Here is a 12926-nt window from a genome sequence, read left to right as displayed (position 1 = left end):
GAGCCTAGCGGTCGAGGCCGGCAGAGCCACCACACCGCTCGGCTGGGTCGAGTGGTTGGGCGAGGTCTTGGCGCCGGCACAGCCCAGCTAGGTAGCGGCCGGCTGCCGCCGCCGCCAGGAAGGCCGCCGGGTCTTGGTCGAGGCTGCGCCCCATCGTGTTGAAGCCGATGCCGGCATCGGCCAGGGCGCGCATAGCGGCCATCAGCCCGTCAGTAGGAATCCTGACCATCCGGTGACGGCCTCGTGGCGCCACCAGATCCGCCAGGGCGGCCTCGACCGAGTGACCCAATTGGGCCAGCTCACCGGTCAGTTCAGGCAAGACCAAATCCGCCGGCATCAAGGCGACCTGCCCGTAGGCCGTGGTCGAGTGATGGGACAAACCCTGATGCCGTTGACGCCTGTCCGCCCCAGACAGCCTGAGGCAACCGACCGGGCGTCCGCCCAGAATGCCGGCCGCGTTGATGGCCTCACCGGCCGCCAAACCGGAAAAACCCCAAGGTGTGTCCGAACCGAGATTGCCCGGCCCTTGAATAACTACCGCCACATCCGCCTCAACGACGTGGCGGGCGGCCAGTAGGGCGGAGTGGACAGAAACCGCCTCGTAGTCGCCGCCAAAGGCTTGACCTGCGGTAATGACAGAATCGATGAGCCCAAAGTGGCGCAGTTGGTCAACAGCCCGGGACAAGGCCAGCGGTAGGGCGGCGCCATCGGTCATGACATAGGCAATGCGTGGCGCCGGGTGGCCATCCCAAAGCCCGGCGCAAATTGCCGGTAGCGAAGAGTGGAGATCAGCCGTCACTACCGGCATCTGGTCCAGACCCTGCGCCACTTGCAGTACGCCATGATGGGGCGAAAACGGCGAATCGACGCCTTTGGCCACCACTTGGAGGGGCGTATAGCGGGCCTTGACCAAATAGCCAGAGTCTTCGGCAGTCATCTCAGCCTTAGTTTGGCCAGGCAGAGTTGCTACCCGGTCGCTGGGTTTGGTTTTGGCTGGGCCCAGGTGGGGGAGTGGGGGGGTGAGGACAAAGGCCTGACCACCCGTTCCCAGACCCAGCTCCAACGCCCGGCAGTTGAGGTAGACCTGATCTTCAGGTCGCAGCTGTCCAACCAGATCGGTGTAGGCCAAGGCCGGCACCAGTTGGCCACCAACTTGGCAGGTCAACTCCTGGACGCCGGGACGCTCTGCCTCGATGCCCACGACTCGACCCTCCGTCCACTGAATCGGCTCGATCACGCTGACCACCGTATACGGTGGAGAGCGTGCAAGCAGAGCAGGACCCGGCCGTCCGTCTAATCAACCTGGTGGTGGCCCTGCGCGAATCAAAACATGGCCTGACCAAGCAGGCAGTTTTCGCCAAGATCCAGGGTTACGCCGCTGGCCCAGCTGGCGACAAAATGTTCGACCGGGACAAAACGTTGCTGCGGGAAATGGGACTCGGTTTGCGCACCCTGCCCGAGGCTGGCTTTGCCGGCTCAGAGCGCTACACGATTGACCCCGATGGCTACGACATGGCACCGGTTGACTTCACCGCAGAAGAAGGAGCCATCCTGGCTTTGGCCGCCCGGGCCTGGCGCGGCGGCGGATTGGACGAGACGGCCCAAGCCGCCTTGACCAAATTGCGGGCCCTTGGAGTTGAAGGCGGTTCTGGCTCAGTTGACCTGAATCTTGACCCCGCCGGTCACGTCACCGGCCAGTTGTGGCAAGCCATCCAGACCCGACAGGCGGTCGCCTTCGACTACCGCACCGCTTCGACCGGCCAGATCAAACGGCGTCAGGTTGAGCCGTGGCGTCTGATGAGGAGGACCACTGGCTGGTATTTGACCGGCTATGACCGCAGCGCCGGCGCCAGGCGGACCTTCAAGCTTGACCGGCTGGCCGGTCCCGTCACCGCCCAAGGACCCCCTGGCAGCTTTGCAGCTGTCCGGGCCGGCGCCATCGATGATCTTCCGGGCCAGGCCGGGCCGGATGGCTTGCCGGCATCGCCCAGCCAGGCCCGCGTTTTTGTCAGTGCCGAAGCCGCCAGACTACTCAAACTCAAAGGCGCTGCCATTAGGCCCCTCAAACAGCCTGCGCCTCACCCAGGCGATGCGCCTGGGGCTGGGCTGGTGGCAGAAGCAGTCTGGCAGGTCGATGATTTGGTGGCCGCCAGCCGTGAACTAGCCGCCCTAGCCCCGGCTGCCAAGGTCGAATCCCCAACCGAGCTGGCCCAGATGGTCGAGCAGCTTTGCCGCGCCGCCTTCAACCGCCATCAAGGCAAACCAAAAGAGATAAGCCGGTCAATTGCTTCGCCAAAGCCGCCACGCTCGCGCCGGGTGGATTCCACCAGCCAGCGAGTCGGGGAGATGCTCGCCCTGGTCAACTATCTAGCCAACCGCGGGCAGGTTTCTCTCGATGAGCTTGGGCGTCACTTTGACCAAAGCCCCGAAGAGATCCGCTCCTGGCTCTACCTGCTTTGGACCTGCACTGGAAGGCCCGGTTTGGCTGGTGGTGACATGGTCGACTTCCACTTCAACGAGGATGAAACGGAAGTTGCCCTGCAAGACGCCCAACTGCTTGACCAGCCAGTTCGGTTGACAACAACCGAGGCCGCCGTGCTTATGGCCACGCTCAGGGGTTGGTTGAAGGCTAGGAACCTGCCTCAAGCCGAGGCCGCCAAATCGGCTCTGGCCAAACTTGAAGCCGCCTTCGAAGCCGCCGGCCTGGGGCTCGATGTCGAGGTGCCCTGGGCGCCGCCCGCCAGCGACGTTTTGGCCACTGCCCGTGCCGCCATTGTTGATGGCCGGGCCCTGGCGATTGATTATGTTGACGGCCAAGGCCGGGCCAGCCATCGCCAGGTCGACCCACTTAGGTTATTCGCCGACCAAAACCATTGGCTTTTGGCCGCCTGGGACCGGACGGCCGATGACGAGCGGTACTTCCGCCTTGACCGAATTGTCAAAGCGCGGCAGCTGAAGAAGGCCAGTCGGTCGCATGATCCGGGCACTGGCAACCAGGCCGGTGGCTTTTCCGGGACTGGCCAGTATTTGGCCGATGTCGTTTTCGACTCGCCGGTGCGTTGGCGAGCCGAAGCCCTTGAACGCAGCGGCAGCGATGTCGAACTGGACGCAGGTGCCCTGCTGGTTCGCCTCAACGTCGCCTCCGAGGCCTGGCTTAGTGGCCTGGCCCTGGCCTTGGGTGGTCAGGTCGAGGTGCTGACCCCGTCTGTGCTGCGTCAGGCCGTGGCTGAGCGAGCCGGCCTTGGGCTGGACCAGTAGGGTTATGGATCGTGTTGTGGTTCGTCATCTGGGCAAGCTTGCTGCTTGGTTGGGCGGTGGCGGTGGCATTGTCGCTGCGCTGGCTTTGGCGACAGGCCAAAGCGCTGATGGCGGCGCTGGAGGAACTAGGTAGTGCACTTGAACGCTTGGATGGTGGTGGCAACTTCGCCGCCGCTAAGGTCCAGCCAGTCGCCATCAACTTAGACCCAACCCAACTCGACCAGGTTCGGCGTGACCTGCGTAATCGCCGGGCCAGGCGGCGCCAGCGGCGCCAGGCCGCCCACCAATCCACCTACCGCCAATGGGCTGTCCTGGCCGGTTGGCGGGACGAGTGAGGTGGGCTCAACCCTAGGGTTAGTGCTTAACCCGACCGCCGGCAAGGGCAAAGCCACTGGCAGTTGGCCCCACCTGCGGGCCAATTTTGAGGCTCAGGGCCATCGAGTCGTCGATCTGTCCGCCCCCGACCTGGCCGGCGCCACCGCCTCGGCCCGCCAAGCGGTCGTTGACGGACTCGACGCCCTGGTCGTGGCCGGGGGAGACGGTATGGTCCACTTAGGGGTCAACTTGGTGGCCGGGACGTCGTTACCGTTGGGGATTATCGCGCTGGGCACCGGCAACGACGTGGCGCGATCGCTCGGTTTGCCGCGTAGCAGCGCCAAAGCCGGGGCCGATGCCGTTTGCCAGGCTTTGGCCCAGCCGCCTTACCGAGTCGACGCGGTTGAAGTGTCGACTCCTCATCATTCAATGTCTGAATGGTTCTGTGGCGTACTTTCGGCCGGTTTCGATGCGGCAGTCAACGCCAAGGCCAACGCCCTGGCCTGGCCGCGCGGCGAATCTGTCTACGTCAGAGCCCTATTTGCCGAGCTGCGCCGCTACCAGCCCTACGGCTTTGATGTTGAACTGGATGGGCGGCCGTGCTGGTCCGGCCCGGCCGCCCTGGTGGCAGTGGCCAACGGACTCTACTTTGGCGGCGGTATGAAACTGGCACCGCAGGCCGTGATGGATGACGGCCTAATTGACTTGATGGTTGCCGGGCCGCTAACCAAGGCCCAACTTCTGCGAGTCTTCCCCCGGATCTATGGTGGCTCCCATCTGTCCCACCCGGCAGTCAACCTCTTTACCGGCAAAAGCGTCACGATCCGGCCGAGAGCCGATCTTGGAGCCAACCCACCAGATGCTCACACTGACGGTGAGAGAGTTGGCCCGCTGCCCCTGACCTGCACTGTTGTACCTGGCGCGGTCAGGATTCTGCGACCAGTTAGGTTGACGCAAAATGCGCCTCGATAGCCACCGGCGGCCCTCGACAACTGTCCGCCTGCCGCCAAAGTCGCCGGCCGGCATCGGCCAAGGCCATGACTGACCCGGCCGGGGCCTACGCCGCCTTTCGACAGCGTCAAAGCCTGGCGCCGATTGCCGCCTTTGCCGCCAGCCTGGATCTTGAACTGGACCCGTTCCAGCTCGAGGCCTGCCGGGCTTTGCTGCGCGATGAGGGAGTCCTGGTGGCGGCGCCAACCAGCGCCGGCAAAACCTTGGTCGCCCTATTTGGACTGGATCAGGCGGTCAGCCGAGGCGAACGCTGTTTCTACACCACGCCGATCAAAGCCCTGTCCAACCAAAAACACCGCGAGCTATGCGACTACTTCGGCGCCAAACGGGTTGGCCTGCTAACCGGTGACCAGTCGATTCGGCCCGAGGCCGAGGTAGTCGTCATGACCACCGAAGTGCTGCGCAACATGATGTACTCCGACCTCGACGGGCTCGACCGTCTGGGTCTGGTGGTGGTTGATGAGGTGCACTATTTGGCTGACCGGTTCCGCGGCCCGGTTTGGGAGGAAGTCTTGATCCAACTGCCCCCGGCGGTGAAGGTGGTGGCGCTCAGCGCCACAGTCTCCAACGCCGAGGAGTTTGGTGGCTGGCTCGAATTGGTCCGCGGCAATATGCAGGTGGTTGTGTCAGATCGCCGCCCGGTGCCGCTATTCCAGCACGTCATGACGCCCGGTGGGCTAAAGGACCTGTTCGTGGCTACGACCAAAGCTGAGCTTCCGGCCAGGCTCAATCCCGAATTGTTGTCCTTGCGCGGACAACCGGGCCGGCCGGGGCCAAGTGGCAGGCCACGAAGCACGGCCCGTGGCCACTCAGGTGGTCGCAGCCGGCCGGCCCGGGCCAGGCGTGGCGCCAACGGCAACCAGCCCAGAGGCGAAGTGGCCCGAGTGTTGGACCGGGCTGGCTTGGTTCCGGCCATTTATTTCGTCTTTTCCCGCTCTGGCTGTGACCAGGCGGTTGCGGCTTGTTTGCGGTCCGGGCTTGACCTGAACCAAAGCGGCGAAGCCAAACGGGTGCGTCGCATTTTCGAGACGGTGGCGGCCACCTTGCCGCCTGGAGATCTTCCAGTGGTGGGTTACCCCGAGTTGCTTCAGGCCGCCAGCCGAGGGGTTGGGGCTCATCACGCCGGCCTTCTACCCATTTTCAAAGAGGCCGTTGAACTGGCCTTTCAGGAGGGGCTAATCAAGGTGGTATTTGCCACCGAAACCCTCTCCCTGGGTATCAACATGCCGGCCCGAACCGTGGTCATGGACCGGTTGGACAAATGGGACGGGACTTCTCACGCCGACCTAACGCCGGGGGAGTACACCCAGTTGACCGGGCGGGCCGGCCGCCGGGGTCAAGACTTCCAGGGCCACGCCGTGGTGGTGTCCCACCGGGGTTTCGATCCGCAGCGATTGTTGGCCTTGGCCTCAAAGCGGACATACCGCCTGGACAGCGCCTTCAAACCGACCTACAACATGGCGGTCAATCTGATCCGGATGATGGGCACCGAACGCTCCCGGCAGGTGCTGGAGATGTCCTTTGCCCAGTACCAGGCTGACCGATCGGTGGCCCAGTTGGCTCGCGAAGTTCGCCAGCTTGACCATGCTTTGGCTGGCTACAATCAAGCCGCCCAAGGGCAACAAGGTGCCCGCTGGGCCCATCGAATTGCCAAGGCTCAGGCCAAACGTCAAGGCCTAATGAAGGCGATTGACACCCGAACTGGTTCCATTGCCCGCCAATTTGACCAGGTCCAAGCGGTGCTATTGGCCTTGGGCTACTTGGCCAGGCCCGAGGGCGCCGACGCAGCCAACCAGCTGCTTGAGGTGACCGAGGCTGGGCAGATTCTGGCCAGGATCTACTCCGAACGTGATTTGGTGATTGCCGAATGCCTTCGCCGCGGCGTTTTCGACTCCTTGAAACCGTCAGACTTGGCCGGGGTGGTCGCCGCCATGGTTTTTGAGCCTCGCGGGGATTCGACCTCAATTTCAGGCCCGGCCAATCCGGTTATGGCCGCGGCCATCAAACGGGCCGAAAGGGCTTGGCGGGCAGTTGAGGCGGCCGAACTGGCCAACCGGCACCCGGCCACGCCTGGACTGCAGCCTGGCGCCTGCCAGGCCGTCGCCCTGTGGGCGGCAGGGCGAGATTTGGCCGTGGTGTTGCCGGCCTGCGACCTGGTGCCGGGCGACTTTGTCCGCTTGGTCAAACAGGTCATCGACGTCCTTGAACAAATCGGCTTGGCCAGCGGGAATATGAACTTGACGCGGCGCTGTCAGGCCGCCGGCGACCGCCTACACCGGGGCGTAGTGGCGGCCTCAACGGCCTAAACCTCAACCAAAAACTGAGACTCGCCGTGTGACGCTCCGAAGCGTCTTGTCCGGCCAAGCCCAGATCGGTAGATTCGAATGGTGCGGCCTGGCTCGGCTTTCGGTATTGGGTTTATACCAGTCATAGCAACTCCCTGACAGGACGCTCGGACGTGCCCGCACGCCCAGTAGAAAACGACCCGCTGGGTCGGCACGAAGGGTGTGCGGGCTGTCCTCTACCTGGCGACCGGCAGCTACCTTTGGCGCTTAGGCGGGCTTGGCAATAGGCCGATGCCGTAGATTGTGCGGGTGGCAAAGCTCCTAAGTCATCGGCTCGGCACCAGGACCTGGCTGACCAGCTTGTCTCTGGCCGCGGCCGGCGGCGTAACCTGTTTTGCTGCTTTTCCTCCTCTCGACCTGTGGTACTTGGCTCCAGCGGCCTGCGCCCTGTTGGTAGCCGCTCTTGACCGAATGCCGCCGCTACGGGCCTTCCTGCCTGCTTGGTTGTTTGCCACGGCCTGCTATTTGCCGCTGTTTTGGTGGGCCCAGGCGGCGGCCGGACTGCTGCCCTGGTTGGCCCTCTCAGTAGCCTCCGGCGCGATGTTTGCCCTGGTGGGGCCGGCTTGGGCGTTGGCCCGCCGGCTTGTCAACGAGGCTCAGCCACGCCCGGGCAGGACTGCTAGAGCCAAGCCATCGGCCGGCCGTCCATCTGGGCCAAGGCCGGCTAGGGCACTGACCAACTCGGCAGGCCCGGCCCTATTCGACCGGGGCGCCAAAGGCGCACCGATTCTGGCGGCGGCAGTTTTCGCCACCGTGGTGGCCGGAGTCGATACTCTGCGCAGTTTTGTGCCATTTGGCGGCTTCGGCTGGGGCCGGTTGGCCTTTTCCCAGGCTGGCTCGCCTATGGGGCGGTGGGCCTGGCTGGCTGGCAGCCCTTGGGTCAGCTGGTCAGTTGCTTTTGCCGGCGCCCTAGTTTTCGCTGCGGCCCGGGCTGTGGCCCAGCGTCGCTTCCGCCTGGTGGCAGTAATTGGCGCTGGACTTGCTGGTGCCGTGGCTGCGCCAATTCTGTTCCCTTTGACCGATTCGGCCGAGGTGGGTCAGTTGCGACTTGGCGTGGTCCAAGGCAACGTCGCAGTAACAGATGAAGGTCTCTTCGCCCATCAGCGGGAGGTCTTAGACAACCATGTTGCCGGAACCAAGCAATTGGCCGGCGAGCCGATTGACCTGGTTATTTGGCCTGAGAACGCCACCGACATTGACCCCCAAACCGACCCCGAAGCCTGGGCCGCCATCGATAGCGCCGCCCAGTTGGTCGATGCGCCGATTCTGCTCGGTTCGATGGAGTACACCGAGACGTCCCATCGCTACAACTTGGGCATCCTTTGGCTTCCTGGCCAGGGCCCGGTGGCGAAGTACGCCAAGCGCCACCCGGCGCCCTTCGCCGAATACATCCCTGGCCGGTCGTTCTTTCGCCACTTCACCACCAAGGTCGATCTGATCGGCACCGATATGCTGGCCGGCAGTTCAGTTGGCCTGTTTGACGTGCCGATCAAGAGCCTTGGACGCGACGTGCGAGTCGGTGATGTGATCTGCTTCGAGGTCGCCTATGACTCCCTTGTGGCCCAGACCGTGCAAGGCGGGGCCGAACTGATCATTGTCCAGACCAACAACGCCTCATTCGGCCGGACCAGTGAGTCAACCCAGCAGCTGGCCATGTCCCGCTTGCGAGCCATCGAACTGGGCCGGGCGACGATCCAGGCCTCTACCGTTGGAGTCAGCGCGGCCATTAGCCCAAGTGGCCAAGTCAGCCATCAAACCGAACTGTTTCAGCCGGCTGTCTTCACCGCCACTGTGCCACTGCGTACCAGCCGCACCCCGGCCAGCGGAATTGTTGGCCCAATCAGCTGGGCCCTGATGGTCGTGGCCGGAGCCGGAGTCCTGACCGGCTTGGTTCATGGTCGCTCTCGACAACTGTCACCACCGCCACGACCGCCTAAGCCAGCCAGGCAGGCCAGCTGACTCAAGGCGAAGTAACCCCTAGTAGCAGGTGGTGGCGGGCAAACGCCCTGAGCGCAGAAGCTCGAGGCGCTCTTCTAGCAGCGCCTCGAGTTCTTCGACCGACCGTCGCTCCAGCAACATGTCCCAATGGGTTCGTTGCCTCTTGACTATGTGGTTGGTCGTTCTATCCAGGCCCCTCAAGTGTCCAATCCGGCCACAGCGGCATTGCCAGTGGTCTGGTGGTACCGCTTCGACGAATAGAGGCAAGATGATCACGTGGCCGGCAGGACAGTCATAGGTCGAGTTGAGACGCTCGGCCCACTTGACACCTTCTTTGCTCTCTAAGGACTGGCACCCAAGCCCCACACCCCGCATCGAACGTTCAGCCACTTGACTTTGCCTCCTCTCGTGGCCTTTCCATGGAAAGACCTAACGCCACGCTCCGGCAGTCAATCGAGACCCGCTGGTCACCGATTGAAAGTCCAATGATCCCATTGCGCAGAACCCGCCAGGGCGCCGGTCGGCACTGCTTCGCCGCCATGGCCCATGAATCCGGCCGCAGCCGGGCCGTAACTCCAGGTCAGCTCGCCACAGACACGGCAATATGGGCAGCAAAGTGTGACCAATCTCACAGCGACTCGATCCGTGCCAATACTGACCGATTCACCCACCCAACCACCTCGCGCCGATAATGGACATTATGTCCGTTTGGGGGAATTGGGGGCTACACCCACCTCAGGCGCCTGGCGACCACAGCCCGGATGGCCACCCTCCCCTGCGCTGTGCGCCATTTCGCGTCTGGCGGATTCGGCTTGGGCCGATTTTGCAGTTCAGGCTGGCTCGCGCTGGAATAGGCCGGGCCTGGCCGGTGTTGTGATTGGTGGTAACTACCAATTCGCGCGCCTGGCGTAGGAGGTTCTAATGGCAGCGATCCTCGATGTGGCGGCCTATATTCTGCAACAGAACGGCACCATGACAACCGCCAAGCTGCATAAGCTCTGCTACTACTGCCAAGGTCACCATCTGGCTTGGGACGGCGCTGAGCTCTTCGACTCATCGATTGAAGCCTGGGCCACCGGCCCGGTTTGCCCTGATTTGTGGGTCTGCCACCAAGGTCTTTTCCAACTGCCGCCGGGGCAAATCCCAGGCGAACCTGATCTGATCACAGGACCAGAGAAACGCACCATCAGTGCGGTTTTGGCCACCTATGGTCACCTAACCGGACGTGAACTATCCCTGATGACTCACCACGAACGGCCCTTCATCAAGGCTCGGGGCCACTTCCGTCACAACAACCGCAAACTGGCCCAGATCGACCACCAGGTCATGCGGGAGTTCTTCCAGGACCGAGTGCACTAAGCACCCCAGATGAGCACCTGGCCGGCAAAGCCAACCGCTTGGCTACTTCTTCTTGTTGGCTTCTTTTTCCCAAGCGGAAAGCTGCTGTTCTAGCGCCTTCATTAGCTCAAAGACCTGCGGCGGCGGTATGCGCACGCGCGAGACCACAGTGGCGTCAAGCACCAGGGCGTCATCCTCGTTTCGCGGCGGTTCGGTTAGAGTCGAAAAGTCGAGCACAAACGCGTCCGAGGTATGCCAGGCCCTGACAAAGTCGGCGAAGACACCACCAGCCAATTCGGTTGGAAGCTTGATCTGAATTCGTTGTTCGGGCACGAGGCTCCCCTTGTCAGCGACTACCAACTCCCCCGCTCCCGCGACTTGACCCGAACCAGTGTAGGCCCAACGTCCCTGCCAGCGGAGACAGGCGAGTGACCTGCATGTATGCAGGATTGGAGCCTACCACATGTGCCCTTGAGTGCCCTTGGGTGCCCCACCGATCAGCCACGTATCTCCCTCGAGACTGGCTAGCATTTGCAGGGCAGTAGGTGCCGCTCGTGGCCAATTGGTCCAAAGAGACTTGCCGTCAAAGAAGCTCCTGGGGTCGAATCGACACGCTCTCCAGCGGACGGTTGCGCGCACGCCGCACCGTGCCCCCAACCTAACCCACACACTCAACCAAGAGACCCTGCCCGCGCCCGCGGGGCAGGCCTACACCGCCGACCGAACCTTCACGAGCCGCGAAGACGCCAACGCCTGGCGAATCGAAGCCAAAGCTGACATGCCACGGGTGTGTCTGGCTGCCAGAACCGGGTGAGGGCGAGCTAATCATCGAGGCCATGCCCGAACGGCTGAGGCTTGCGATCCAACTCTTGCTTTGGGTTGGGCCACGCAACGGCGAAGTGGGAGCTTTACAGCGCGGCGACCCTATGCTCTCCGGGGAGAATCCCGGTCTGCTAGTCCGCCGCAACGTCACCTAGGTCAAGGGCGGCCGGCATATCGGGTCACCTACGACCAGGACCGGGCAACGGCGGGTGCCGATTCCATCGAACCTCCTCGGACCGATCCGGGGGCACTAGGACGAACCCGTCGGCCCTACCGATGGTGCTTGGCTGCTTCCCGGCCAAGGTGGACTGCCCGTCTCGGAGACCACGTTCAGGGGCCATTGAGACCGGGCCCGCCGCAAGTCTGGTATCGGCCCTGGGCAGCGAAGCCCGGACGATCCTGGCGTGACCCCTCGCACGCTGAGGCGTGATTGTGCGACCATGCTCCACGTTCACGGTGGCGCCAGTGACCGGCAGGTGATGGGGACCCCCGACCAGGTCGATCTGGGCATGGTCCGTCTGTACGTTGAGGATGTGAGATCTTCGCGGTCAGAGGCGGCAGAGCGGATGGCTAGTGCGCTCGCCAGTGTCGAAACGGGCTAGGGGAGCGCCACTCCCCCACTAGATGGGCTACCGCTTCTCTTCGACGCTGATGCTGTACCCACCAACGCCCGACGTATTGAAGTAGATGTAGTACCGGCCGGGTTCCTCTTTGGCGATCTCTTTGCCTTGGCCTCCGAAGGATTCGACGTCGACGGAGGGCACCCTGTGATTGCCGTCGGCGTCTTGGGTGAGAGTTTCGTCTTCAGGCAGGATGTAAAGCCATCCGTTGCCACCCGCGGACGTTGTGGAAATGTCATAGGTCACTGTGACCTTGTCGGCGGTGATCTCGAATACGTCGCTTTGGGCGACCTTTGCGTTGTCGCCGAAGGTGCCTTCCAGGGTGGTCAGCGTCACCTATTCTTGCGTTGCGGCGGGTTTTCCAGTGTCTGTGGTGCTGTCCGCGCCTTTCTGGGGCTGGGTCGTGACGTTGAGCGTGCATCCAGTGATTGCCAGGGAAATGCCAAGAGCGATCAAAACGACGGGGGTTCGCCTCATGGGGTAAGCCTTGTCTCGACGGCGAGTCAAGTTCGGCTTGATTCCGCCAGCCGGATGAGGTCTCTGATCGTGCCGATCAGGAAGCCGAGCCCGATAATGGCGATGACGCCGGCAATGAGCGTGATCGCTAAGAATGGGGTGGGTTCTTGCACCATCGAGGTTGAGGCATAGCCGGAGCGAAGGGTCGTCCGTTTAGACGCCGGCGCGCAAAACCCAGCGATCGCGCCAAAGACCACGGCTACCCAGGCTGACGTGCTGAACCGTTGGCCCAGGTTCTTCCGCGGTGTATGTGGGCCGGCAACTGCGCCACCCTCGTCGCCCATTCCCACATGGCGCACAAGGCGGTTGTGGGGCGCCTGCGTCGCTGTCTTTTTGGGCGGTCGGGGGAATTGCTCGCGCCGGGGGTCTCGCTCATGCGCCGAGGCTAGACCCGAACAAGATGCCTCATCGCCCAGTCTCGCCACAGGGTGACCAGCCGGGCTGTCACGTCGAGTTGTTTGGCAATCCCGCCAGGGTGGGGCCCGCAGGCACGCCCGCATCTTGGTAGTGGTCTGGGTCGATCAGTAGCTTGGCCGAGTACAGGTCGGCCTGTGTTTCGCCACGACAACGGTCGGTGCGGTTGCGCCAGTCGTGGCCGTGCTCCCGGTGGCCGCATTCGTGGGCCAGCTCGTTGCTGGCGCCTGTCGCTGAGACCTGTTTCGCCAGGCTGTTTGCCTACTGGTGCGGTGACCAGAGCCACAACGCCGCGGCGGGTGGACGCGGGGGGCGTTTTCGTCGTGGATCCGGCCAACCACTAGATCAA

At 63.2% G+C, this 12926-nt stretch carries 11 protein-coding genes; 6 read left to right on the top strand and 5 right to left on the bottom strand.

Features of this window, described 5'->3' with window-relative positions; genetic code table 11:
- Positions 1 to 4: 4 nt before the first annotated feature.
- Entirely contained in the window at positions 5 to 1237 is a 1233-nt protein-coding gene (locus FWD29_00135; protein ID MCL2802354.1) for a DUF3866 family protein, read from the bottom strand.
- Between the two features lie 26 nt (positions 1238 to 1263).
- Here FWD29_00135 and FWD29_00130 point away from each other — a divergent pair, with 26 nt between their 5' ends.
- From FWD29_00130 to lnt, 5 genes are all read left to right on the top strand, one after another.
- Positions 1264 to 3258, top strand: coding sequence for a WYL domain-containing protein (locus tag FWD29_00130; protein ID MCL2802353.1), 1995 nt, complete (start codon positions 1264 to 1266; stop codon positions 3256 to 3258).
- Between the two features lie 11 nt (positions 3259 to 3269).
- Positions 3270 to 3593, top strand: coding sequence for a hypothetical protein (locus FWD29_00125; GenBank protein ID MCL2802352.1), 324 nt, complete (start codon positions 3270 to 3272; stop codon positions 3591 to 3593).
- A 22-nt stretch (positions 3594 to 3615) separates the two neighbouring features.
- Positions 3616 to 4545, top strand: coding sequence for a diacylglycerol kinase family lipid kinase (locus FWD29_00120; GenBank protein MCL2802351.1), 930 nt, complete (start codon positions 3616 to 3618; stop codon positions 4543 to 4545).
- 65 nt (positions 4546 to 4610) lie between these two features.
- Positions 4611 to 6890, top strand: a complete 2280-nt coding sequence (locus tag FWD29_00115) for a DEAD/DEAH box helicase (GenBank protein MCL2802350.1) — start codon at positions 4611 to 4613, stop codon at positions 6888 to 6890.
- A 288-nt stretch (positions 6891 to 7178) separates the two neighbouring features.
- Positions 7179 to 8888 carry an apolipoprotein N-acyltransferase gene (lnt, locus tag FWD29_00110; protein MCL2802349.1) on the top strand — a complete coding sequence of 570 codons (1710 nt, stop codon included), beginning with the start codon at positions 7179 to 7181 and terminating at the stop codon, positions 8886 to 8888.
- A gap of 18 nt (positions 8889 to 8906) precedes the next feature.
- Here the strand turns inward: lnt and FWD29_00105 are convergent, their stop codons facing one another.
- On the bottom strand, positions 8907 to 9257 hold the full coding sequence (locus FWD29_00105) for an RNA polymerase-binding protein RbpA (protein MCL2802348.1): 351 nt from the start codon (positions 9255 to 9257) through the stop codon (positions 8907 to 8909).
- Positions 9258 to 9788: 531 nt separating this feature from the next.
- Between FWD29_00105 and FWD29_00100 the strand changes: the two genes are divergently transcribed.
- The gene (locus FWD29_00100) at positions 9789 to 10226 is read left to right on the top strand and encodes a DUF4065 domain-containing protein (GenBank protein ID MCL2802347.1); all 438 of its coding nucleotides are present in this window, start codon (positions 9789 to 9791) and stop codon (positions 10224 to 10226) included.
- Between the two features lie 42 nt (positions 10227 to 10268).
- On the opposite strand, the gene FWD29_00095 is transcribed toward FWD29_00100, so the two are convergent.
- From FWD29_00095 to FWD29_00085, 3 genes are all read right to left on the bottom strand, one after another.
- Entirely contained in the window at positions 10269 to 10538 is a 270-nt protein-coding gene (locus FWD29_00095) for a DUF3467 domain-containing protein (GenBank protein ID MCL2802346.1), read from the bottom strand.
- A 1118-nt stretch (positions 10539 to 11656) separates the two neighbouring features.
- Positions 11657 to 11983, bottom strand: coding sequence for a hypothetical protein (locus tag FWD29_00090; protein ID MCL2802345.1), 327 nt, complete (start codon positions 11981 to 11983; stop codon positions 11657 to 11659).
- A 167-nt stretch (positions 11984 to 12150) separates the two neighbouring features.
- Entirely contained in the window at positions 12151 to 12360 is a 210-nt protein-coding gene (locus FWD29_00085; GenBank protein MCL2802344.1) for a hypothetical protein, read from the bottom strand.
- Between the last annotated feature and the right edge of the window lie 566 nt (positions 12361 to 12926).

This window comes from Micrococcales bacterium (assembly GCA_009784895.1).
GTDB lineage: Bacteria > Actinomycetota > Actinomycetes > Actinomycetales > WQXJ01 > WQXJ01.
This window is presented reverse-complemented; position numbering and strand designations above follow the sequence as displayed.

Coding starts and splice junctions, on each gene's coding strand:
- FWD29_00115 (MCL2802350.1), top strand. CDS start 4,611: ATGACTGACCCGGCCGGGGCCTACGCCGCCTTTCGACAGCGTCAAAGC.
- FWD29_00100 (MCL2802347.1), top strand. CDS start 9,789: ATGGCAGCGATCCTCGATGTGGCGGCCTATATTCTGCAACAGAACGGC.